At 60.6% G+C, this 22902-nt stretch carries 24 protein-coding genes and 1 pseudogene; 18 read left to right on the forward strand and 7 right to left on the reverse strand.

Annotated features, from left to right (window positions below; all coding sequences use genetic code 11):
• Window positions 1-31 precede the first annotated feature (31 nt).
• From NKJ73_RS30795 to NKJ73_RS30815, 5 genes are read left to right on the forward strand one after another with little or no spacing between them, the layout of a single operon-like run.
• Window positions 32-1093 carry a substrate-binding domain-containing protein gene (locus NKJ73_RS30795; protein ID WP_352458018.1) on the forward strand — a complete coding sequence of 354 codons (1062 nt, stop codon included), beginning with the start codon at window positions 32-34 and terminating at the stop codon, window positions 1091-1093.
• A gap of 60 nt (window positions 1094-1153) precedes the next feature.
• Window positions 1154-2215 carry a substrate-binding domain-containing protein gene (locus NKJ73_RS30800; RefSeq protein ID WP_352458019.1) on the forward strand — a complete coding sequence of 354 codons (1062 nt, stop codon included), beginning with the start codon at window positions 1154-1156 and terminating at the stop codon, window positions 2213-2215.
• 35 nt (window positions 2216-2250) lie between these two features.
• Window positions 2251-3225, forward strand: coding sequence for an ABC transporter permease (locus NKJ73_RS30805; protein WP_352458020.1), 975 nt, complete (start codon window positions 2251-2253; stop codon window positions 3223-3225).
• 12 nt (window positions 3226-3237) lie between these two features.
• Complete coding sequence (locus NKJ73_RS30810) at window positions 3238-4437, forward strand: alanine racemase (RefSeq protein ID WP_352458021.1); 1200 nt, start codon at window positions 3238-3240, stop codon at window positions 4435-4437.
• A 9-nt stretch (window positions 4438-4446) separates the two neighbouring features.
• Window positions 4447-5199 (forward strand): ATP-binding cassette domain-containing protein, encoded by a 753-nt coding sequence (locus tag NKJ73_RS30815; RefSeq protein ID WP_352458022.1) that lies wholly within the window; start codon window positions 4447-4449, stop codon window positions 5197-5199.
• 104 nt (window positions 5200-5303) lie between these two features.
• On the opposite strand, the gene NKJ73_RS30820 is transcribed toward NKJ73_RS30815, so the two are convergent.
• Window positions 5304-7694, reverse strand: coding sequence for a thiamine pyrophosphate-binding protein (locus tag NKJ73_RS30820; protein WP_352572156.1), 2391 nt, complete (start codon window positions 7692-7694; stop codon window positions 5304-5306).
• Window positions 7695-7822: 128 nt separating this feature from the next.
• Here NKJ73_RS30820 and NKJ73_RS30825 point away from each other — a divergent pair, with 128 nt between their 5' ends.
• On the forward strand, window positions 7823-8296 hold the full coding sequence (locus tag NKJ73_RS30825) for an Lrp/AsnC family transcriptional regulator (protein WP_023679377.1): 474 nt from the start codon (window positions 7823-7825) through the stop codon (window positions 8294-8296).
• Window positions 8297-8493: 197 nt separating this feature from the next.
• On the opposite strand, the gene NKJ73_RS30830 is transcribed toward NKJ73_RS30825, so the two are convergent.
• Both NKJ73_RS30830 and NKJ73_RS30835 read right to left on the reverse strand, forming a co-directional pair.
• Window positions 8494-9126, reverse strand: coding sequence for an acyl-homoserine-lactone synthase (locus NKJ73_RS30830; protein WP_352572157.1), 633 nt, complete (start codon window positions 9124-9126; stop codon window positions 8494-8496).
• Between the two features lie 73 nt (window positions 9127-9199).
• On the reverse strand, window positions 9200-10018 hold the full coding sequence (locus NKJ73_RS30835; protein WP_352572158.1) for an autoinducer binding domain-containing protein: 819 nt from the start codon (window positions 10016-10018) through the stop codon (window positions 9200-9202).
• 57 nt (window positions 10019-10075) lie between these two features.
• On the opposite strand from NKJ73_RS30835, the gene NKJ73_RS30840 reads away from it, so the two are divergent.
• A complete protein-coding gene (locus NKJ73_RS30840; RefSeq protein ID WP_352572159.1) occupies window positions 10076-10291 on the forward strand; it encodes a helix-turn-helix domain-containing protein in 216 nt (71 codons plus the stop codon).
• A 28-nt stretch (window positions 10292-10319) separates the two neighbouring features.
• Here the strand turns inward: NKJ73_RS30840 and NKJ73_RS30845 are convergent, their stop codons facing one another.
• Window positions 10320-10598: a helix-turn-helix domain-containing protein gene (locus tag NKJ73_RS30845; protein WP_352572160.1), complete on the reverse strand. Its 279-nt coding sequence runs from the start codon at window positions 10596-10598 to the stop codon at window positions 10320-10322.
• A 128-nt stretch (window positions 10599-10726) separates the two neighbouring features.
• Here NKJ73_RS30845 and NKJ73_RS30850 point away from each other — a divergent pair, with 128 nt between their 5' ends.
• The 6 genes from NKJ73_RS30850 (at window position 10727) to NKJ73_RS30875 (ending at window position 16392) form a co-directional block, all read left to right on the forward strand.
• Window positions 10727-11518: an IclR family transcriptional regulator gene (locus NKJ73_RS30850; protein WP_352572161.1), complete on the forward strand. Its 792-nt coding sequence runs from the start codon at window positions 10727-10729 to the stop codon at window positions 11516-11518.
• Window positions 11508-12701 carry a M24 family metallopeptidase gene (locus NKJ73_RS30855; RefSeq protein ID WP_352572162.1) on the forward strand — a complete coding sequence of 398 codons (1194 nt, stop codon included), beginning with the start codon at window positions 11508-11510 and terminating at the stop codon, window positions 12699-12701. Before NKJ73_RS30850 ends, NKJ73_RS30855 begins: the two co-directional genes overlap by 11 nt.
• The gene (locus NKJ73_RS30860; RefSeq protein WP_352572163.1) at window positions 12698-13990 is read left to right on the forward strand and encodes a threonine synthase; all 1293 of its coding nucleotides are present in this window, start codon (window positions 12698-12700) and stop codon (window positions 13988-13990) included. Before NKJ73_RS30855 ends, NKJ73_RS30860 begins: the two co-directional genes overlap by 4 nt.
• Window positions 13991-14153: 163 nt before the next feature.
• Window positions 14154-14900 (forward strand): substrate-binding periplasmic protein, encoded by a 747-nt coding sequence (locus NKJ73_RS30865; protein WP_352572164.1) that lies wholly within the window; start codon window positions 14154-14156, stop codon window positions 14898-14900.
• 107 nt (window positions 14901-15007) lie between these two features.
• Window positions 15008-15664 carry an amino acid ABC transporter permease gene (locus tag NKJ73_RS30870; RefSeq protein ID WP_352458031.1) on the forward strand — a complete coding sequence of 219 codons (657 nt, stop codon included), beginning with the start codon at window positions 15008-15010 and terminating at the stop codon, window positions 15662-15664.
• Complete coding sequence (locus tag NKJ73_RS30875) at window positions 15661-16392, forward strand: amino acid ABC transporter ATP-binding protein (RefSeq protein WP_352572165.1); 732 nt, start codon at window positions 15661-15663, stop codon at window positions 16390-16392. The genes NKJ73_RS30870 and NKJ73_RS30875 overlap by 4 nt, the downstream gene beginning before the upstream one ends.
• A gap of 40 nt (window positions 16393-16432) precedes the next feature.
• On the opposite strand, the gene NKJ73_RS30880 is transcribed toward NKJ73_RS30875, so the two are convergent.
• The gene (locus NKJ73_RS30880) at window positions 16433-17488 is read right to left on the reverse strand and encodes a cysteine synthase family protein (protein WP_352572166.1); all 1056 of its coding nucleotides are present in this window, start codon (window positions 17486-17488) and stop codon (window positions 16433-16435) included.
• Window positions 17485-18465 (reverse strand): GHMP family kinase ATP-binding protein, encoded by a 981-nt coding sequence (locus tag NKJ73_RS30885; RefSeq protein WP_502905409.1) that lies wholly within the window; start codon window positions 18463-18465, stop codon window positions 17485-17487. Before NKJ73_RS30885 ends, NKJ73_RS30880 begins: the two co-directional genes overlap by 4 nt.
• 353 nt (window positions 18466-18818) lie before the next feature.
• Here NKJ73_RS30885 and NKJ73_RS30890 point away from each other — a divergent pair.
• The 4 genes and pseudogenes from NKJ73_RS30890 to NKJ73_RS30905 form a co-directional block, all read left to right on the forward strand.
• Window positions 18819-18956, forward strand: a pseudogene (locus tag NKJ73_RS30890) (helix-turn-helix domain-containing protein); the annotation flags it as partial.
• 154 nt (window positions 18957-19110) lie between these two features.
• Window positions 19111-19566 (forward strand): LysR substrate-binding domain-containing protein, encoded by a 456-nt coding sequence (locus tag NKJ73_RS30895; RefSeq protein WP_352572178.1) that lies wholly within the window; start codon window positions 19111-19113, stop codon window positions 19564-19566.
• 191 nt (window positions 19567-19757) lie between these two features.
• Window positions 19758-20201, forward strand: a complete 444-nt coding sequence (locus NKJ73_RS30900) for an AAA family ATPase (protein WP_245274799.1) — start codon at window positions 19758-19760, stop codon at window positions 20199-20201.
• Window positions 20202-20547: 346 nt separating this feature from the next.
• Window positions 20548-20949, forward strand: a complete 402-nt coding sequence (locus tag NKJ73_RS30905; RefSeq protein ID WP_352572168.1) for a GNAT family N-acetyltransferase — start codon at window positions 20548-20550, stop codon at window positions 20947-20949.
• A gap of 829 nt (window positions 20950-21778) precedes the next feature.
• Here the strand turns inward: NKJ73_RS30905 and NKJ73_RS30910 are convergent.
• Window positions 21779-21940 (reverse strand): hypothetical protein, encoded by a 162-nt coding sequence (locus NKJ73_RS30910; protein WP_167522729.1) that lies wholly within the window; start codon window positions 21938-21940, stop codon window positions 21779-21781.
• Window positions 21941-22164: 224 nt separating this feature from the next.
• On the opposite strand from NKJ73_RS30910, the gene NKJ73_RS30915 reads away from it, so the two are divergent.
• Window positions 22165-22836, forward strand: coding sequence for a Crp/Fnr family transcriptional regulator (locus NKJ73_RS30915; protein WP_029356805.1), 672 nt, complete (start codon window positions 22165-22167; stop codon window positions 22834-22836).
• Window positions 22837-22902: the final 66 nt, after the last annotated feature.

Here is a 22902-nt window from a genome sequence, read left to right on the forward strand (position 1 = left end):
GACAACTGAGAGCGAAAATGGGAGAACTACCATGCTGATAGACAGACTTGTTGCTACAGCACTTGCAGGCAGCCTTATGCTGTTGGCCGGCGGAGCCGGCGCACAGACAGTGGGACCAAGCGGCGAGACGGCGACACCCAGCGCCGAGGTTAGATTGTCGGACGCAGACCTGGCCGCAGTAAAGGAGAAGGGCTACAAGGCGGCGCTGCTGTGGCACACCTCCTCCGACTTCACCAATGCGGTCACGTCCGGTGCCAAGGATGAATTTGCCCGTGCCGGCATTCAAATCGTCGCCACCACCGACGCGGGCTTTGACGCCGCGCGCCAGCGCAGCGACATCGAAACCGCGCTCGCGGCGAAGCCAAACGTCATCCTGTCGCTGCCCCTCGATCCGGTCACTTCGGCCGAGGCGTTCCGTCAGGCGCTCACCGACGGCACCAAGCTGGTATTCCTTTCCAATCTGCCGAAAGGCTACAAGCACGGAACCGACTATGCCGCCATCGTCACTGACGACCTGTTCCAGATGGGCAAGCAGGCGGCCGATGCACTGGCCAAGGCGCTCGATGGCAAGGGCAAGGTCGGCTACATCTTCCACGACGCCAGTTACTATGTGACGAACCAGCGCGACCAGGCTTTCAAGACAACGATCGAGAAGGATTATCCCGGTATCAAGATCGTCGCCGAGCAGGGGATCTCCGATCCGGCGCGGGCAGAAGAGCTGGCCAGCGCCATGCTCGTGCAGCATCCCGACCTTGACGGCATCTACGTCACCTGGGCCGAACCGGCCGACGGCGTGCTGTCGGCCTTGCGGGCAAGCGGAAACACCAAGACCAAGATCGTTACGCTCGACCTCGCCGAACCGGTCGCGCTCGATATGGTCAAGGGCGGCAACGTGACCGCACTGGTGGCCGACAAGGCGTATGAGCTCGGTCGCGCCATGGCCGCTGTCGGCATCAAGGCGCTGCTCGGCCAGGAGACGCCGGCCTTCGTCGTTGCCCCGGCGCTTACCGTGACCAAGCAGAACGTTGCGCAGGGCTGGAAGGACTCGTTGAACCGCGACGCGCCGCAATCGGTGCTCGACGCGGCCAAGTGACAGGCGAATGCCCGGCGGCCAATCAGGGCCGCCGACACCATAAAAGCAAGGGGAACTGACATGCGCACAGCAATTGGAATGTTGTCGGCACTGGTAGCGCTCGTCGCCGCCAACGCCTTCGCAGCCGAGGGCACCACCACGGGACCGAACGGGGAAAAGCCGACGCCGGCAAAGAGCGTCGTGCTCACACCAGCTGAGGAGCAGCAGATCAAGGACGGCAAATACACCGCCGCGCTGGTCTGGCATGAGATGAGCGAATACACCAACGCGGTGAACAGCGGCGCCCAGGACGAGTTGAAGCGGCTCGCCATCAGGGTGGTCGCTCAAACCGACGCTGGCTTTGATGCAGCCCGGCAGAAATCCGACGTCGAGACAGTACTCGCCAAAAAGCCCTCGATCATACTGTCCCTACCGGTCGATCCCGCAAGTGCGGCCACCGTCTATGATCCTGCGCGCCAGGCCGGCGTGAAATTGGGATTCGTCGACAATTCGCCGGCAGGCTACGTTCAGGACAAGGACTATGTGACCATCGTTTCGGACGACCTTTTCCAGATGGGCAACAAGGCCGGGATCGCAATGGCCGACGCGCTCGGCAAGCAGGGCAAGGTCGGCTACATCTTTCACGATGCCGATTTCTACGTCACCAACCAGCGCGATGGAGCGTTCAAGCACACGATCGAGCAGGACTATCCGGGCATGAAGATCGTGGCCGAGGCCGGAATGGCCGACCCCGCGCGCAGCGAGGAAATCGCGCAGGCGATGATCACACAGCACCCAGACCTCGACGGTATCTACGTTACCTGGGCTGAGCCGGCGCTTAGCGTGCTGTCCACATTGCGGGCGGCCGGCAACAGCCACACCAAAATCGTCACGCTCGACCTGAACGAACCGGCGGCACTGGACATGGTGAAAGGCGGCAACGTTGCGGCACTCATCGCAGACGAAGCCTACGATATCGGCGTGACGCTGGCGCGCGCCACGGCCGCCTCGTTGATCGGCAAGAAGGCCGCGCCGTTCATCGTGGTCGATTCCATCGCCGTCACCAAGGACACTGTCAAAGACGGGTGGAAGCGGTCCCTCAACAAGGACGTGCCCGCGACCATCGCGGCCGCCATGAAATAGGGGCAGACGATGGCGCCCCGCCGGAGGAAGTGAGAATGTCGAGTGTCAACACCAGCCCCGGCCGGGCAGCGAGCTTGGTCAGCCGCTTCAACCTGCAGCAATATGTCGTCTATCTCGGATTTCTGGCGATCTTTCTGTTCTTCGCGATCATACTGAAGGACAGCGGTTTTCTGACGGTCCGCAACCTATCGAACATCGTGCTGCAGACGGCACCCGTGACGATCATGGCGATCGGCCTCGTCTTTGTCATGTCGGCGGGCGAGATTGATCTTTCGATAGGTTCGATCGTTGCCGTGGCAGCCCTTGCCGCCGCGGTGGCGATAAACGCCTACGGCTTGTTGGCCGGGGTACTGGCCGGCCTCGGCGCCGGCCTGCTGATCGGCCTGCTCAACGGCGCCCTCGTGGCTTACGTCAAGTTGCCTTCATTCCTGGTAACGCTGGCGACGCTCGGGTTGTTTGCCGGCGTATCTCGCTCGATGACCGATTTGCGGTCGATCCCGGTCACCAACGACGCCTTCACCGGCTTCTTCGGCTCAGGTTCTTTGCTGGGTGTTCCGTCGTTGATCTGGTGGACGGTCATTGCCGTTGCGATCGCGCATCTCATCTTTCGCGAGACGCGCTTCGGCGCCCATGTGCTGGCCACCGGCGACAACAGCCGTGCCGCCAGTGTTTCCGGCATCAGCGTGGCGCAGATAAGGCTGGCCGTTCTGACCATAAGCGGCGGGCTCGCCGGCCTTGCCGGGCTGCTCTATGCCGGCCGGCTGCAGGCCGCGAAATATACGCTCGGCGAAACCGACCTTATGACGGTGATAGCGGCCGTCATTGTTGGCGGAACCCTGCTTAACGGCGGCAAGGGATCGATTGTCGGTGCGCTGGTGGGCTCGCTGATGATGGGCATGCTGAACAACGGCCTCATCCTGATGGGCCTGTCCGTCTCCGACCAGATGATCGTGCGCGGCTTGATCATTCTTGCGGCGGTCGCCGTATCGCTGCGCGAAAAGTCCCGTTGAAGGAGTTTTGTCATGTTCCTCGATGTTCTGCGGCGCCGCAATCCGAGCTTTATAGAAAGCGCCACGCGCCTGCACCAGGAAGGAAAGCTGCCGGCTAATTCCTATGTGCTCGACCTCGATGCCGTCGAAAGCAACGCTCGGGTCCTGAAGCGCGAGGCCGACCGGTTCGGCCTGAAGATTTTCGCCATGACCAAGCAGGTCGGCCGCGCCAGTTCGTTCTGCCATGCGCTCAAGCGTGGCGGCATCGATCAGGCCGTTGCCGTCGACATGGCCTGCGCGCGGGCAACGCACAGAGCCGGCCTGAGGCTCGGTCATCTTGGCCACCTGCAGCAGATCGCAAGGCACGAGGCCAATGCGGCGGCCAAAACGTTCAGGCCGGACTATTGGACCGTCTTCAACGACACCAAGGCTGAAGAAGCCGCTGCCGGCGCAAGGCTCGCCGGGTACACGCAAAACCTGCTTGCCCGCATCCGCGCCGATGGTGACGTTTTCTACCGCGGCCACGAAGGTGGTTTTGAGGCGGCCGATATCGCCGCGGTCGCCGAAAAACTGGATGGTCTCGACGGCGCACGGTTCGCTGGTATCACCACCTTCCCGGCGCTGTTGTTCGACCAGACCACGCGAACAGTCCTGCCGACACACAATCTGGCGACACTGGGCAGAGCTGCCGAAGCGCTCGCCAAGTCCGGCCGCAGCAACATAGAGGTGAACGCGCCCGGCACAACGTCGAGTGTCCTGCTTGGCGCGCTGGCCGAAGCCGGCGCCACGCAATGTGAACCGGGCAATGGCTTGGCCGGCACCACCGCGCTGCACGTCATGGAGGATCTGCCGGAGCTCCCTGCCGTTCTGTATTTGACCGAGGTCTCGCATTTGTCTGGCGGCAAAGCCTACTGCCTGGGTGGCGGCTTCTATATCGATCCGATCTTTCCGGACTACGAGGTGAAGGCAATCGTGTCCGCAGAACCCACCACGGCCGCCGCCGCGCTCAGAAGCGTCGAGGTGCCGCCGCCTGCGGCAATCGACTATTACGCAATGATTGACGCTAGCGGCGCCAATGCTCCACGCCCCGGCGACACGGCGGTGTTCGGCTTTCGCGGCCAGGCGTTCGTGACCCGCGCCTACGTGGTCGGCATCTCCGGTGTCTCAAAGGGGGCGCCCCAAGTCGAAACGATCGAAAACGGTTTTGGCGAAACCGCTGCCTGGCCTGTCTAGGAGCAAGTGATGAACGCGACCACGACCGGCACGCCCCCTGTTTTGCAGCTGCGCGACATCCGCAAGAATTTCGGCGGCCTCACCGCCATCGAAAATTTCTCGCTCGAGCTCTATCCCGGCGAGATAGTGGCGTTGGTCGGTGATAACGGTGCCGGCAAGTCGACGCTGGTCAAGATCGTGACAGGGGTGCATGCTCCGACATCCGGGACGATCATCATCGAGGGGCAGGCGGTGGCAATGTCGAGCGCCACCATGGCGCGCGCACACGGCATTGAGGTGGTCTATCAGGACCTGGCGCTCGCCGATCAGCAGACCGTCTACATGAACATGTTTCTTGGCCGCGAGCCGGTGAACCGCTTCGGCCTGCTAGACCGACGCCGGATGATCGACGACACCGAAAAGCTGGTGAAGGATCTCGACGTTCGCATCCCATCGGCTCACGCTACCATCCGCGATCTTTCGGGCGGCCAGCGCCAGGGCGTGGCGATCGCGCGCGCCACGCACTGGGCAAGCAAGCTGATCCTGCTCGACGAGCCAACCGCCGCGCTCGGCGTTGCCGAGACCGCCAAGGTCGAGACGATTGTTCTGTCGCTGAAGCAGCGCAATATCGGCGTGCTGATCATCAGCCACAGCCTCGACCAGGTGTTCAGGCTCTCAGATCGGATCTGTGTTCTGAGACGTGGCAAACAGATCGGCGTGCGCAAGACCAGCGAGACCGACAAGAACGAGATCGTCGCCATGATCACCGGGCTTCAGCACTAGCCCGGTCCGACAGAGGCGCGCCGTTCAGATATTGCCTTACCCGAGCAGCGAGTGGCATGACTTCAGATCCACGATCAGGCCCCGGCCAGAGAATGTCGCCAGCATCAATCTAGAGCGCGCAGATAGCGGATAGGGCGGCCACCGGCAATCCGGTCGGCCGCTGTGGCTATGGAATTGGCGTCGATGCCGAAATGCCGGTAAAGGTCGCCGATCGTGCCCGACTGGCCAAAATGCTCGACGCCGAGACTGCGCGTGCGATGGCCGTAGACCGAGCCCAACCAGCCGAGCGCGGCCGGATGGCCGTCGGTGACGGTGACGATGGCGCAATGCGCCGGGAGGTCGGCAAACAACCTTTCGACATGGCTCCTGGCGTGAACAACGCCGCGTTCGCGTGCCCGGCTCGCGGCAGTCCAGCCTGCGTTCAGCCGATCGGCCGAGGTCACCGCCAGGAGACCGACATCGCGACGGTCCTCCGCCATCATGCCGATAGCCTCGATGGCCTCCGGCGCAACGGCGCCGGTATAGGCAACAATCACTTCGGCATTGGGACCCGGAGGCCGCAGCCAGTAGCCCCCGTCGATGATGTCCTGCTCGAGTACGGGCGTCACGCTACGCGTGATCTGCTCGACCGGGCGCGTCGAGAGCCGCAGATAGACCGAACCGCCCGTCTCGTCGCGCAGCCAGGTGCGCTCCGACTGCACGGCGTCGCCGTCGCGCTGCATATAATCCAGCGCAAAGCGCATGATGACGCCCAACTCGTCGACGAAAGCCGGCTCGTAGGCGGCAAGCCCGTCTTGCGCTATGCCGATCAACGGTGTGGCGATCGACTGATGCGCCCCGCCTTCCGGCGCCAATGTGACCCCGGACGGCGTGGCGACCAGCAGGAAGCGCGCGTCCTGATAGCAGGCGTAATTGAGCGCATCGAGACCGCGCTGGATGAACGGATCGTAGAGCGTGCCGATCGGCAGTAGCCGTTTGCCGAAAATCGAATGCGACAGCCCAAGTGCCGACAGCAGGATGAACAGATTGTTCTCGGCGATGCCGAGTTCGATGTGCTGGCCGGAGGTGCCGAATTCCCATTTCTGCGCCGAGGCGATGCGTTCGCTGCGGAAAGTGTCGGCGAGTGACTGACGCGCGAACAGGCCGCGCCGGTTGACCCAGGGGCCGAGATTGGTCGAAACCGTGACATCGGGCGATGCCGTGACGATCGCGTCGGCGAGCGGCCCGCCAGCCCGCGCAATCTCGTCCAGAATTCTGCCGAAGCCGACCTGCGTGGAGACGCTGCCTTTGGCTTCCGCGACGAGACGACCAGGGACCACGATGCGCTGGGCGTGCCGGCGCCGCTGGCCCTTTGCCGCGAACGGAACGGCATCGAGGAACCGTTGCAGCTCCAAATCCCCAACAGCCAATCCCTCGAAGGCGTTCCATTCCCGCCCGTCGCCGACCGACATCGAGGCGCGGAGGACCGCCATCTGATCCCTGGTCATCAGGCCGGCGTGGTTGTCTTTGTGGCCGGCGAGCGGCAGGCCGAAGCCCTTGATCGTATATGCAATGAAGCATGTCGGTCGATCGTTGCCGCGTGCCGTCCCGAAGGCCTCGATCAGGCCTGGTAGGTCGTGGCCGCCGAGATTGGTCATCAGCGCGGCGAGTTCGGCATCGGAGCGCCGGTCGAGAAGCGATGCCAGGCCCGGCTTGTCTCCAATGTCGGCCAACAGCCGCTTGCGCCAGGCGCCGCCGCCTTGAAAGATCAGCGCCGAATAGAGCTGGTTGGGGCAGGCGTCGATCCAAACCTTCAGCGCCTCGCCGCCCGGTTCGGCAAAAGCGGCATCGAGCAAGGAGCCGTATTTCAGGATCACGACATCCCAGCCGAAATTCCGGAAAATGTTTTCGAAGCGTTCCCAAAGACCTTCGCGAACCACGGCGTCGAGGCTCTGTCGGTTGTAGTCGACGATCCACCAGCAGTTGCGCAGGCCGTGTTTCCACCCTTCCAAAAGCGCCTCGAAGATATTACCTTCGTCCATCTCGGCGTCGCCGATCAGCGCCACCATCCGGCCCTCGGACAGGGTTTCATCGCGGGCAACGAGATAATCCTGCACAAGCGAGGCAAACAGCGTCTGCGCGACGCCGAGGCCTACGGAACCGGTGGAGAAATCGACGTCGTCGACATCCTTGGTCCGCGACGGATAGCTTTGCGCGCCACCGAAGGCGCGAAAACCTTCGAGCTTCTCCCTGGTCTGATTGCCCAGAAGATACTGGATGGCGTGGAATACCGGCGAGGCATGCGGCTTCACCGCGATACGGTCCTGCGGCCTCAATATCGAGAAATAAAGCGCGGTCATGATGGTGGCGAGCGACGCCGAGGACGCCTGGTGTCCGCCAACCTTCAAGCCGTCCGTATTTTCCCGCAGGTGATCGGCGTTATGGATCATCCATGTCGACAGCCAGAGCACCTTCTTCTCCAGCGCCGAAAGTGCCTCCAGTTTTTGTTTGTCCATGCTGCAAGACTCCCGGTTGCGATGTCGCAATCATAGGGCTGAGCAAAAACCAATTGTCGCTAAACTTGCATGAGATTGGCAGCTGCGTTAGCTGGCTTCGCCAATATCGACCAATGGAGTAACGTTCGATGCCAAAAAGTCGACTGGACGATATCGACCGAAAGATCATTGCCGCGCTGCAGGTCGATGGCAGGATGACGGCGCAGCAGCTTGCCGAGCGGGTCGGCCTTTCGGCCTCGCCCTGCGCCCGCCGGGTCCGCCTGATGGAGGATATGGGCGTGATCACCGGCTATGCCGCCCTGATTGACCAGGACATGGTCGATCTGCCGATCTCGGTGTTTGCCTCAATCAAGCTTGAGCGCCAGCGCGAGAACGAGCTGAAGCGGTTCAACGCGGCGATCGCACGCTGGCCGGAGGTGGTCGATTGCTATCTGATGACTGGCCAGCGCGACTATCTGTTGCGTGTGGTGGTGCGCGACCTGCACGCCTATGAGCGCTTCCTGAAGGAAAAGCTGACGCGGCTCGATGGCGTCGCCTCCATCGAGTCCAGCTTCGCGCTTGCGCAGATCAAGCGGTCGAACCGGCTGCCGGTCGAGACATGATTTTTTACAAACGTTGGCAAGTCAACCGCTTAGTTTTCGGTTTCGAACAGCACGATTTCGCCCGGTGGTGACTGGAGCGGCCGATTTTGCGACTAGCGTTTATGGCTGAAAGGTGGATGCGCATTCGCCGGCATGCACCAACTTGTCCGCCAGGCAGCATGGTCGTTCGAGGCGTAACGCCCAGCGACGGCCTACGGTCAGGCCAGCTGCTTGATTGGCGTGTCGGCCCAAAGCACTGGGTCCGTTATGCGGTAGAATTGTCGCGTCGCGGCCAAGGCAGACGGGCCGACGTCGACCATCACGCCGATGATGGTCATGTCATCGCATTTGAATGGAGCGCCGAGCCTTTTCGGGCACCACCCGATCGATGCCAAGCGGTCGAACCAGTAGTCCTCACAGACAATCGTCAGATTGCCAATGCCTCTTTGAATGCAGAATTCCAGAATTCCGCAGTAGATCACGCCGGCGGCCTGGCAGGGCCGGCCGGGCTCGCGAAAATCCCGGGCCACGAAAAATCTCGTCCACTCATAGATATCGGGTCGGCGCGGAACGCCACCATCGGCAAGTTGCGGAAAGATTTCGCTCATCAGATGCGGTCTGAGGCTCGGCACCAGGCGGGATCCGGCAACGACACCTCTTCCCGGCTGGATGCCGAGCAGATGAATCGCCTCGGATGTATCAAACGGGTCGATCTCGCGACTGTCGGGGCGCCTCAGCTCATGCCAGCCACGTTCATCGACATAGATTTCATGTCTCAGGCGGAAGTAGCTGTCGAGATCCTCTCGATAGGCAAAGCAGTTTGACGCGTCGACGACATGGACCTGAATCATTGTGGTTCCTCGAGATGGAACCCCATCCGACCACGCGACGATTGCCCGTGAAATACCCAGATCTGAGGATGGATCAAAGCTCGATTTCGTGCCTGCGAAAAGCCTCGACGATTGCGTGCACGACGTTGGCGGTGCTGAGCTTCTGCTTGATGTTGCGCAGGTGGGTAGTCACAGTGTTTTCCGAGATGCCAAGTATTCGGGAAACCTCCCATGCGGTTTTTCCTCCTGCGACCCACTGCAGGATTTCACGTTCTCGCTGGGAAAGCTTTTGTCTCGGCCGCCCGAGCGAGCTGCCAACGAGTCGTTCGGCAGCCGAATAGGCATGGCGCGCAAGCGCATGAACGGTGCAGCGCACCGTCGGCGCCAAATCAATTTCGCGTCCGGCAACCGTTACGCAGGCCGGATCGCCAAACGCATCCTGGATTGGGATGCAGATCCCGTCGCAAAGCCCAAATTCTTTTGCCTCATCCATCACCCTCCTGGCATTGCCGTTCGTCAAGCCGTGATGGACGTCCCTCCAAAGGAACGGCCCGATCGCACCACGGCACAAAGCAACGCAAGGGTCATGACGATAGTGCCCGGCAGCCATGTAGTGGTCGTACCATTCCCCCGGCCAACCGTTGACGAGGATGTGTCCATCCAGCGATCCGGTGTCCTGGCGTGGCAATTCGGTGACGAGACAGGCTGCGTAGCCGTGACGTTCGATGCTCTTGCGCAGTTGCCGAATGATTTCGGCGGCGCTGCTTGCACGATCAATCAGCGCGGTTGCTTCAAAGATTTGCGTTAACTGGTGCTGTAAGACGCTCCCATGAACTGCCGGCATTTCACGCCCTTCAATGTACTGAGACAAAGAAAGAATAAATGAGTTGGCCCCGACCGCAACATGCGGCATGACGTTTGACTACTATAGTAGGTGGCACTAAAGGGCGCGTTCTGACTGCCTCGCTGCATGAGGCTGAGGTCGGTTTTTGCTCGCAATCTGAGGTTGCTGCGCCAAGGCACGGGCCTGTCGCAGGAGCAGCTCGCGGACCTTGCCGGCCTTGATCGCAACTATGTCGGCAAGCTCGAGCGGGAGGAGAACTCACCGACCCTCGATACATTGGAGGTACTGGCGCTGGCATTGCAGGTTGACGTGGAGCAGCTCATCCGTCGAAACTCGCCATGATGCACCGGCCAGCAGGCCGCCGAGAGCTTCAGCATTTCCTCTTGCGCCGCTCACGCGCCGCCACAGCACCATCGCCAGCTGAGGCTCGGGCGTTTCTGCCTGGCCGTTTGGTCAATTCCTCGATGTCGACGCTCAATGCGGTGGCAAGCTTTGCGAGCGACAGGAGTGTGGGATTGCGACGGCCGGCCTCGAGACCACTCAGATAGGCGCGCGTGAATCCTGAACGGAACGACAGTTCCTCTTGAGAGAGGGCCTGTGCGCGCCGAATCCTCTGTACGTTCAAGCCGACAACCACCCGTAGGTCCATGAGGGCATGGTCGTCGCTGCGTACACTTTAGGACGACACACTATAGTGAACATTCGGCATTGACAGACGCCGCCATTGCTGCTTTTCTCATCATATTACGGAACGCCATTCCGAAATAAGGAACGCCAGTGACAGGAAATCTTTCGTTGGAACGTGGCATTGCGGTTCTCAATGTCCTCAAGGAAGCGGACGAAGCGGTCGGGGTGCGCGAACTCGCGCGCAGGCTTGAGCAGAGTGCTCCCGCCGTGCAGCGAATTCTGAACACCCTGGCAGAGCAGGGCTATGTCGAGCAGGCGCCAGACTCGCGGCGCTACCGGCTCGGTCACTCTGTTCTGGCGCTGGCGCGGAAGGTCCTGGGCAGAGATCGCCTGGTTGGTTTGGCAGAAATCGAACTGCAGGCGCTGGCCGCCGAAGGTTGCTTCAATGCATTCCTGGGCATCAGGCGGGGCAATCGCGGTATTTATCTCCTGACCGTGCACAGCAAGAGTCCGGTCGTCATTCGCTCGTCACCCGGCGAAATGTTCCCCTTGCATTCCACCGCGTTGGGCAAGGCGCTCCTGATGGAGCTGAGCGGCGAGGCGGTCATTGGGATTCTTGGACGAGGTCCACTGGAGCAGGTTGCCGCACGCACAGTCACCGATCCGCACAAGCTCGTTGCTCAAATCAGAGCGTCCGAGCCCATCGGTTACACAACATCCCTGGACGAGAACTTTACCGGACTGATTGCGGTCGGCGCACCGCTTCGCGATGCATCAGGCACAATCATCGCGGCGATAAGTGCGGCCTACCCCCGGTCAGTGGGACCGCATGTGGAGATTGCTGAGATTGGAGAGGCAGTAATGGCGGCTGCGGCGCGCATTTCCGCCGGTCTCGGCTTTCTAGAAGCAAAACAGGCACGGGATTCCCATCATGCTGCTTAACGAAGCGCGCCTGAAACAATGCATGACGGCAGCCGGGCTTGACGCAATTATAGCGACTGCCCCGGAAAACGTGACCTATATGAGCGGCTTCTGGGCTCTGCCGCAATGGATCCGTCGCGGCCCGCAGGCTTATGTGGTGTGGCCGGCTCCTGACAAGGGCACGCCTGAAATCATCGCCAGCACCAGCACCCTTGACCTCGTTGCTGATCAGGAACTGTGGGTAAGCAAGGTGCGGCGCTATGGCGATTTTTATGCCGATGTCGCTCCGTCGACCAGCGCGGATCGCGCGAATATGCAACACCTGCAGCTTCGGGCGCTGCCGCGGCATAGCGATGCAATCGGGGCTTTGGTTGCCGCATTGGAGGAAGCCAAGCTCGCCCGTGGGCGGATCGGCATTGACGAGGCGGGACTCGCGCCAGGATATCAGGAAGCCCTCAAAGCCCATTTTCCCAATGCGTCGTGGATGCCAGCCACGGCGTTGCTTCGCGAGGTTCGTGCGGTAAAGACGACAGATGAAATCGAACGGCTTGGCCAAGTTGCCAAAATTGCCGAACGCTCCATTGAAGCAGCGCTCGCGGTTGCTCAAGAAGGTGCTACCGAAGCAGACGTGGCGCGCGCTTTCCATGTCAAAACGGTTGAGGAAGGCGCCCTGCCCGTACTGGGATGCATCGGCTTTGGCGAGCGCAGCGCGCTCATGAACGTCCAGCCGTCTGACCGCAGGTTGCGCGCTGGAGAAATCATCCGCTTCGACGTCGGTGGCCGGTTTCGGCACTACCGCGCCGACATTGCCCGCATCGCCGCGCTGGGCGAGCCGCCGCCGCAGGCGCATCGGCTTCAGCAGGCGCTGCTGCGCGGCGTTCAGCATGCCTGCGACATTATCCGGCCGGGCATGGCAGCAGCACAGCTCTTCGAGACGGTCGTGCGTGTGGTGAAGCGCGAAGGAATTGCCCACTACGAGCGCGATCACGTCGGACATGGCATCGGCCTTGATGGTTATGATGCGCCGACGCTCTCGGCGCGCAGTACAGACATCCTTGAAGAAGGAATGGTGCTGTGCGTGGAGACCCCCTACTACGAAATCGGCCGCTGGGGACTCCAGGTGGAGGACATGGTGGTTGTTCGCCAGCGCGGAGTGGAGCGGCTGACGCAGACGCACGATGCAATCACCCGGGTGCCGTTATGAGCCGCGCGGCAGGGTTTTCCTGTATTCGATGCGGCGCCTTGTTCCGGATCGATACCAAAATCGACTCACGCGGCTGCCCGATATGCTGTGCCGAAGCACCGGCCAATCTTAAGGTCGCCTACGATCCATCCGGAGCTACATCGGCCGCTTCCGCAGCGGGTGCCGCCCTGCCCTCGCTCTGGCGCTATGCCGACATGCTTCCTTGTGGACTCAGCGATGCAATCTCCTTGGGCGAGGGCCTGACGCCGTTGCTGAGCGCCGAGAAGCTGGGAAAGCAGCTCGGCGTCCCCAAGCTTCTTATCAAGGACGAGGGCGCAAACCCTACCTGGTCCCACAAGGACCGCTTCTCGACCGTGGCGGTGTCGATGGCACGTTTGAGTGGCGCACGCGTGGTGGCGACTGCTTCGTCGGGGAACGCCGGGGCCTCACTTGCCGCCTATGCTGCACGGGCGGGCCTGAAATGCGTCGTTGTCACATTCTCAGGCACCGCCGGCGCAATGCTGGCGCAGATCCGCAAATACGGCGCAAGCGTCGTATCCCTGGCCGACAAGTCCCATCGCTGGCCATTGCTTGCCGCTGGTACCGAGCGCCTCGGATGGTTTGCGACGTCGCCGTTTCACAGCCCCGTGGTGGGCAGTCATCCTGTCGGGATCGAGGGCTACAAGACCCTGGCCTACGAGATCGTCGAACAAATGCACGGTGCCGTGCCGGACTGGTGCGCCTTGCCTGTTTGCTATGGGGACGCGCTTGCCGGGCTGTGGGCCGGATTTAAGGACCTTCTTAGCCAAGGCAAGATCGAGCGGTTGCCGAGACTCGTGGCGGCGGAAGTGCATGGATCTTTGGCCAGAGCCCTTGCCGGCAAGGGAGATCTGGTTGCCGAAGTCCCCGCAAGCTTCGACACGCTTGCCATCTCGATCGGCACCACACGAAGCACGTTTCAGGCGCTCAACGCCCTGCGTGAATCTGGCGGCACGGCAATGCCGGTCGGCAATATCGGCTTGATAGCCATGCAGCAGCAGCTTGCGGCCACCGAGGGTGTTTTTGCCGAGCTTGCCTCGGTGACGCCATTTGCAGCTATCGAATCCTTGAGGCGAGAAGGCACCATCGCGCGGTCGGACAGCGTCGTTGCCATCGTGACAGCGAGCGGCCTCAAGGATTTGGATCGTTCGACCGGCGCGGGCCAAGCACAACAATCGTTTCGGTCAGTTGCCGAAGCGTGGGAACACCTTGCCCAGGACAGCGACTCTTTCACGCCCTCTGATGAACAACGCGCGGCCAAGATGTCCTGAAGAGAAGATAGAGACGATCATGAACAGATACGACTTCTGATCGACTGATGATCTCGTCCGCCACTGGACGGAATTGCGACTTCCAAAAGCTATCCACGAGAGGCAAATTCAACTCGCTTAGCGAGCGGAACCTCGATTCAAACATGATGAAAGGGGAATTTTCATGCTTCGCAAAACACTCATCGGCTGGCTCGCAGCCCTCAGTGTCGCAATGGCAACTCAGACGATGGCTGAGGAAACCCTCAGGGTCGGCGTCACGCCAACCGGAGTGCCGTTCACGTTTGTCGACACCGCAACCCAAAAGCCGACAGGCGCGATGGTCGATCTGGCAAGTGCGATTGCCGCGAGCCTTGGTACGACCGCCGATTTTCAAATAAACGCTTTTCCAGCCCTGATCCCGGCATTGACGACCGACAAAATCAATCTGATTTCCGCCAGCATGTTCATAACGGACAAACGAAAGCAGGTGATCGATTTCAGCACGCCGGTTTACGCGTATGGCGAGGCGATGTTTGTTGCTGCCGGCGATAGCAAAAACTACACGATCGACGAGCTCAGAGGTGCGACCGTCGGGGCGCAGATCGGCTCGACCTACGCTGACGCTCTGGAAGCGCTTGGCGTCTTCGGTCAAGTCAAGCTCTACGACTCAATCGCTGACATGATGCGCGATGTGGTTCTGGGCCGCATCAAGGCCGGTTTCGGTGACGCCCCGATCGTCGCATATCAGCTTTCAAAGAATCCCGACCTGGGTGTTCGCCTCGTCGACGGCTATCAGCCGATGAAAAAAGGCGAGGTCGCGTTGGCGGTTGCCAAGGAAAATCCACTGCTTCTCGAAAAGGTGAATGCCTCCATCGCCAAGCTGAAGGAAAGCGGCGAATTAAGCCGAATATTTGCCAAATATGGCCTTTGAGGCCAACCCGCACTGACCTCGACAGAAGCGCCGGCTGGCAGGACCAAGGGATCGCATCGGAATGACCGGCTTTGACGGCCGGGGTACGTGCCAAGAGGAAGCCGGCCATGACCAAATTCATCGCGCATGCAACGGAATATCTGCCGCTTCTTCTTAACGGCGTTTGGCTGACCGTCATGATAACCTTTCTTGCGCTGTGTCTTGCGACGGCGCTCGGCCTTGTCTGGGCGCTGTTCAGGACATCGGGGATACGCTGTGTCGCCGTGCCGACGCGGCTCCTTGTCGACTTCGTGCGCGGCATACCACTGTTGGTGGTTCTCTTTTATATCTACTTTGTCGCGCCCGAGATCGGCATCAACCTGACTGCGCTCCAGGCTGGCACGATCGGGCTGGGGCTGGCTCACTCCTGCTATCTCGGGGAAACTTTCCGGGCTGGCATCGAGGCGGTCGATAAGGGTCAGGTCGAAGCGGCAAAATCGATCGGAATGAAGCGTCCGTTGATGATGCGCCGCGTGGTGCTGCCGCAGGCATTCAAGATTATCCTGCCGCCTTACGCCAACAACATGGTCATGCTGCTGAAGGACTCCTCGCTTGTGTCGGTGATTTCGGTTCAGGAGCTGACCATGCAAGGCAAGATGCTTGCGTCGTCCACATTCGACAACATGACAGTTTTTACCTTGGTGGCACTGCTTTACCTGTGCCTGACGGTTCCGCTGAACCTGTTTATGCGCAGAGTCGAAAGCTATCTTGGGGCGGCGGGATGATCACCTTTGACAACGTGCACAAGTCCTTCGGTGCCCACGAAGTCCTCAAGGGGATCAACGCCGAGATCGCCAAAGGACAGGTCGTATGTCTGATTGGGCCCTCGGGTTCCGGCAAATCGACGCTTCTACGATGTGTGAACGGGCTTGAGACCTATCAGCGCGGTCGCATCAGCATCGACGGCACCGTGGTCGATGCCGCCTCGCCCCAGGTTCACGCCATCTGCGCCCGCGTTTCCATGGTTTTCCAACGTTTCAACCTGTTTCCGCACCGCACAGCCCTGGAAAATGTCATGGAAGGGCCGCTCTACGTGCTGAAGGAAAATAGGAAGCAGGTCCGGGAGCGGGCCACGGCATTGCTCAATCGCGTCGGCTTGGCCGATAAGACGAATGCCTATCCCGCGTCATTGTCGGGCGGCCAACAGCAGCGCGTGGCCATCGCCCGCGCCCTGGCGATGCGCCCACAGGCCATTCTTTTCGACGAGCCCACCTCCGCACTTGACCCGGAAACGGTCGGCGAGGTCCTGCAGGTCATGCGCGCGCTCGCACACGAGAACATGACCATGCTCGTGGTTACGCACGAAATTCAGTTCGCCCGCGAGGTTTCCGATAGTGTCCTCTTTCTCGACGGCGGCCGGATCGTCGAGCAAGGTCCGGCCAAGGACCTCCTTCGACACCCGAAGCACGAACGCACTAGGGATTTTCTTCACCGGGTGATGCACCCCGTCTGACTCTTGGCCGGTGCTGCCTTGTCGCGTCAAAGCTCTGAATTCAGACCTGTCGCTCCGCCGGGGACGAGCCCTCAAACTCTGCGAGAACGGCGCTTAGAGTTCTACGGTCCCAAGGAAATCTGGTCCATGCCGTCTCCTCGGCCGGGTGAATTCGCTTGAGAACTGTTGGCTCAAGTGGAATTGAGATTGGCCAGTCCTTCAAGCCGGCGAGCCAATCCGGGTTATAGACTGTATCGGAATGACGATGCCCTTCATCTGGCATTATGACGACGGTGGAGGCTTCGGGATTTTGCTTGGCGAACCATGCGCCGACCAGGGCTGCGGCGCCGCTGGTCGGGCCCATGAACAGCCCGTGATCGCGAAAAAGCCCATGCGCCATGGCGTAAGCTGGTAATGCGCCCACCCAATGAATATCGTCGATCATCTCATGTCGAACATTGTCCGGCAAAACGCTGTTGCCGAGCCCGCGCAGCATGCGCCTTCCGACAGGCTGGCCGAAGAGCATGCTTCTGTGGGTATCGACAGCAATCATCCTGAGATCTGGAAAGAGCTCACGAAGGAAACCTCCGGTTCCACACAGCGATCCCCCTGTTCCCACGCAGCCGACGAGGCAATCGACGCGGCGGAGTGAACGAACAACGAGATCCGCCAGGCGCGCGTAGGCAAGCCGGTTTTCCGGACTGTCGTACTGTCGTGGCCAATACGTGTCCGGGTTATCTTGCAAGGTCTTCTGAAGGTACTCGAGCCGACCACGCTGATTGCCGTCTCCCTGAGGATCATCGATGGCCATCACTTTGGCACCGAGCTGTTCCAGCCGTCTCTTGAGTTTCACGTCGATGAGGCTGGAGGCCGTGACGAGCGTAAGCCCATACCCGCGGGCGGCAGCTAGCATGGCGATGGCCAGGCCGAACGTGCCCGACGTCGTTTCAATGATGTGCCCACCGCGCTTAAGGCGTCCTGATGCTTCTGCACGGTCCACCATGAATCGGGCGGGCAGCAGCTTCATGAGGGAAAAGCAGGCGGCGTTGAGGTTAGGCGCGAGCTGGGCAAATCGCGGTGTTTCATAGGCGCGTAAGTAGTCTTCACCTGCGCTCACTGGATTACTCTCGTTTCGGCGTTAAGGCCAAATGTATGAACATCTGTGAAGCCTGCGCCCCTCAACTGCCTTGCGAGTTCGACGGCGCGCATGGCGGGTCGCGGTGCGGCAGCATCCAGGAGGATGCCGATCAAAGTGCCACTGTGAGCCACTTGCACGCCGCATGCGTCATGCCCGCGCGCTATGTCCAGAACAGTGTTGAAAGCTGCCTTCGGCAGATACCTCTGACTTATCCTGGCGCTGATGGTTGCGACACGTCCAAGCAGGCGGGGATCTTGTCGCCTAATTGAGCGACACGCCAATCCGCGCAGAACACGGAAGACTCCGATTTCCTCACTATCGTAGCGTGCTCGTCGCATGCCCAGCGTGTCGATGGGCCGGGCACTGCCGTCCCTGAAACCCACAACGAGAAAGGGCGGGAACTCGCCTCCGAAATGTTCGATTGTACGGCCTTCCCGGTGAGCGAAGAGGAGAGCTTGGTCGCAGTAGGCGATGGCGTCGCTTGCGCCTTCCGCGGCCACCGCCAGTCGCGCAACAGTTGACTGGCGCAGCGTGACGCGCGCCGAAGCCGCGACCGCGCGGATCGACGCAATGACGTCTGCCGTAGAGGAACCGTAGCCGTGCCCTATCGGAATAGAGCTTTCGATCGTCAATTCTCCCCCTCTTCCAGCTACCCCGACATGCTCGAGCGTGAGGGCCGCCGCGCGCGCCGCTTTGATCCGGTTTGCGGGTCGCGGCCGAATGCCATCTTGTTCATCCGGCCAGAAGGTCACTAGCGACTCTTGCGACGTCAGCGGAAGCGTGACGAGTCCGCGACAAAGCCGTCCGTTTTCCGCTTCAAAGACGCCTTGGAGGAATTCCCCGTGATGGGCGTGTGCCCGACCGACTCCTACCACCAGAGGCCACGCGACAGTCTCGCTGTTGATGTTGCTCGAATGTGTCTGCTGGCCGGATCTCGGTGTGCTTGTCTGTATCACCGCATCATCTCCTCACCATGGCATTGGGCGATGATGCGTGCGACTGACCCGTGCTGTCACTCGCCAAATCTTGGTAGTGCCATTGGCAAGCACATCGTGCAAAGATACGGACAAGATTACCCCACCAATTGGAGCCTCCAATACTGGACTAAACACAGCAGCACTCGTTTCGGGAACGGTTGGCCATGCGCCAAGCAATCCGAAACGAGTGCGGCCATGCACGGTGTTTTCAGTATTGTTCTTCTAAGGAGGGTTGGACTGCCCACCCTTTGTCAATACTGAGATCTGGCGATAGTCCGCAGCGGCCAAAAGCGCTCAAACGCGTTTTGTCGCCAACTTGACTTTGAGCAGAGATGCGGAGCTCCGTCCAACTCGCGACCCTCAATTATGCACTTGTGGTCGCGGAGGAGGGCAGCTTTCTTCGCGCCTCGCGACGCGCAGGGATCGATCACTCCGCCGTCAGCCGGCGCATACGCGATCTCGAATACGCCATGGGAACGAGGATTTCGCCGCCATGCCCGCGACATCGGCCCAACCCCGGCAGGCGAGCGCTTTCCTGGAGCGTCCGCGCTCCGTGCTGCTCGAGCTTGATGATACTCTCACTCTGGCCAGGACCGCCACCAAAGATGAACATGAAAGCTTTCCATCGGCTCCAACGGAATCATCCTCGCCGGGCGAGGCTTGGATGCAATCATCGAGTTCGGGCAATCTCATGCAAATGTGACCGTCAGCTTGATAGAGAGTTCTTATCCTTCGCCGAAGGCTGCTCTGGGTGCCACCCAGGCCGACGTCGTCGTGTCCTTCTCCTCCCGATTCACCGGCGGCGCATGCGAACTGACACTGTGGAAAGACACTCTGGCTGTCGTTCTTGCTTCAAATCATTCTCTCGCAAGCCATTCCGTGATCGAGTGGCAGGATCTGGAGCAAGAGACGTTGCTCGTCCGCAGAGGCGAAGCATTTCTGCTCGCCGACGCTGTTGGACGCGGCGTGCAGCATCCTCCAATCCTCGAACATCACGTCAGTGCAGGCATCTTTGCGCCTCGTCGGAAACCGGCTTGTAGTCGCTCTGATCCACGACCGAGATGCCTACAGGGTTCTTAAAGATGCGATCTGTCGTAAGCTGCGGATCGGGGCAAACCAATTCAGATCTCCAGTTTAGCCCGTTGGCGACCCGACAACGCCAATCCTGCCTTACCGATCTTCGTCGCGTTCCTGCGCGATCGGAATTCGTCCTGACAGTTATCCGACCGTCATGGTCGGACAATCAACCCGGTTTCAGAGTCCGTCGTGCCTTGGCGAATGCTCTGTTTATTGTGATGAACCGGGTCAGCATCGGCGGGATCGGTTCCGGGCCAATCTCACAACTAAGGCGTCGGCGCCTTTTAACGCCCTTGCCTCTGCGCGTCTTGCACGGCTGGGCTGCCGGTTTCCTTGCAAAACTGGAACTGTACTCCATAATTGCAAGGATAATTGGACGCCGCATCAGCATAGAACTCACCGAGACGCTGGACAGCATGCCCGCTGTTGCGCTGCTCGGGCCGCTTCAGGTCGGCAAGACAACCCTGGCGCCGGAAATAGCCGAACGGCGTCCTTCGATCTACCTTGACCTCGAGTCGGACGCCGACCGCGCACGGCTTGCCGAGCCGGAGCTTTATTTGGCCGAGCATCAGGACAAGCTGGTTATGCTCGACGAGGTCCACCGGCTACCGAACCTGTTCCAGAACTGCGCGGGCTGATCGACCGCGGTCGGCTTGGCGGTCGCAAAGCCGGCCGCTTCCTGCCAAAATCTAACGCTTGGCACCCAACTAAACTGCCGCTCAGAGGTGGACAGCGGCTGTTCGTTTTGTCCACCCGAACGGGCAAGGAGCGCCATGTTCAGACATTCGCGGTGCTTCTCCAGAGCGGACGTTAGCTCATCGGTAGGAGTCGACCTGCGGACCATGCCTGATGGTAGGTGTAAGGGAACGGCGTGACCCCCATGCGATGAAGCGGCGGTAGGCCGCCGCTCCGAATTTGAGCGGCCCGTCCGGCAACGCTATAATTGACCGGCAGGGGACATTATCGATGACGCAAATCAGAGCCATGACTGAGCAGGACGTGCCGTCGGTATCGCTGCTCATTGGAGAGTCTTGGCGCAGGACGTACTCGCCAATCATGGGTGCCGAGACCGCGGCCCGGATTTCGGATGAAGATCACACGCTGCAGCGGATTGCGGCGAAACTGACAGACACCAACAAAATGTCGTTCGTGGCAGAACGGCCAGACGGCTCGATTGCCGGCTACGCGATGGCTAAGATGAATGAAGCCGGCGACGTCATGCTTGACGGGATCCACATCGATCAAAGCGAGTACGGCACCGGGCTAGCCGCTAATATATTGCACGCTGTCTTTGCCGCCCATTCGGGCATTCCGAGCATCGCACTCGAAGTGCTCGAGGGAAACGACCGGGCAATGGCCTTTTACCGCAAACATGGTTCGAAGTGATCGATCGCAGGGCCGCGTCGCACGGTGCAGAAGGCCATGCATCGTTGATTATGCGCAAACTGCTATCGCACGCCTAGTCCGAACTCGCGCATCGAACAGTACATCACGTCTTCCGTCCCCAGCGCACCGGCGGCCTCCCCGCTCGCAATCCAAATAGACGTCTTTCAGCTGTTTGATTGGCATGTCAGCGTGAGCGAACGCGAGGTCCTGAGCGTCAGAAGCCGACAATGAAGCCGGACTGATTGCGATCAGCACGGTGCCGAGCGTCACAGGCGCGAGGGACTTAACAACTGACATGATCATTTTGAGATCCTCCCCAGCTCCCGTCGGTCAACATTCAGTCCTTGGGGTCGCAGGTGTAGTGCCGTTCGAAGGTCCCGTCCGCGCGCCGCTGCTTGTCGAAGCCGCGATGTAAGGCTCGATCGCGCGCTCGTGGACCAGCCAAAGGGGATCTCGGCCGAGGCGTAGCCACTGCCGGCAGCCAACCGTCTCGGGATCGAGGCCGAAGCGATCCTGGTGCGCTCGATCGTCGTGCCGGCCGCGCCTGCCCCCGCATGACGGATGGCGCGGCTTCGCAAATCGCACATGATTTCGTCACGTGAGATGCCGATGTCGCCAAGGACGTCATCGGGTAAACGGCTCAACTGGTCCGTTGCCGACAAGAGAGCTTTTCGCTCGGCGCGGAGGCGTAACCACCTGCGAAATGGACCAATGGCGGCAGCATGAATTATAACCATGATCAGATCGTCCCTTCATTGATCTGAATTGACCGGTACGGAACGGCGCGAACGGCACTCCGGGCGAGAGCGTCAGCCGTCCGCGAGGCAAGTTAGGCGTAGTGGTCGATGGATTGGTTTTGCCGCGGCGTGCCCATACGGCGGGCGGTGGCTGGCCCCGGGCCACGCATGTAATAAAGCTCCGGGCGGTAGCGCGGCGCGACGAATTTGCGAAACCCCGCAGCAAGTTTTGTGACGGGAGCCAAGAATTTCATGACTGTTCCCTTTCCCTTCGCCGGCTTGCACACGAGCCGGCGGGCCTGACGTTGCAACAAGGATATGACAGTCGAACCAGGCTCGGCTGTGGGAATTCCCACACCGGGGAAAACATTGGCGAAATCCGCTCCCAGTTTGCATCCCGGAAAGCGGGGCCTGCGGCCATCAAATTTCCTTGGATAGGGAGTAAGGTGAAGTACACTTGATTGAACAAGAGACCGTTGTGACAGGCTCTCTGGCCTTCATCTCAAGACTTTGCGATGCCGACCTCGCCGCGCTGACCAAACGGTGGCACGAGCGCAGCTATCGACACAACGAGCTAATCATTTCCCACGGCGACACTGGTCGCGATGTCTTCTTCCTGCTGGAAGGACGGGCTCGCGTGACACTGGTTTCAGCGGACGGCAGGGAGATAGCGTATCGCGATGTCGAACCGGGTGACATTTTCGGGGAGCTCGGAGGCATTGACGGGATTGCACGCTCTGCCAGCGTAGTCGCGCTGGAGGCAACCCGCGCTGCACGGCTGTCCGGCACAGCATTCCGGGATATCGTGATGACCCACCCGACTTTTGCCTGGATGCTGCTTGAGCATCTGTCTGCCCAGCTCCGGCGCATGACCGAGCGGGTATTCGAATACAGCACTCTGGTCGTGCGAAAACGGCTGATCGTCGAGCTCCTGCATCGGGCGGAGAAAGCCGCACTCGTGGACGGCGAGGTGTCCATAAGCCCGGCACCGACGCATTCCGAGCTGGCGGCAACGATGAGCACGCACAGGGAAGCGGTCTCGCGCGAAATGAGCGACCTCGCCAAGAGAGGCCTGATCGAAAAGCGCGGCAGCAGGTTATTGCTGCATGACGTCTCGGCACTACGGGCGCTGGTCGACAAGAAGGAATAGCGAAGGCTGTCGCCGCGGCGGGGGGCACCGCACGTTTCATACTCCTCGGCCGCAAGTGATTATTCG

The organism is Mesorhizobium sp. M0074, assembly GCF_040322975.1.
In the GTDB taxonomy this organism is placed as follows: domain Bacteria; phylum Pseudomonadota; class Alphaproteobacteria; order Rhizobiales; family Rhizobiaceae; genus Mesorhizobium.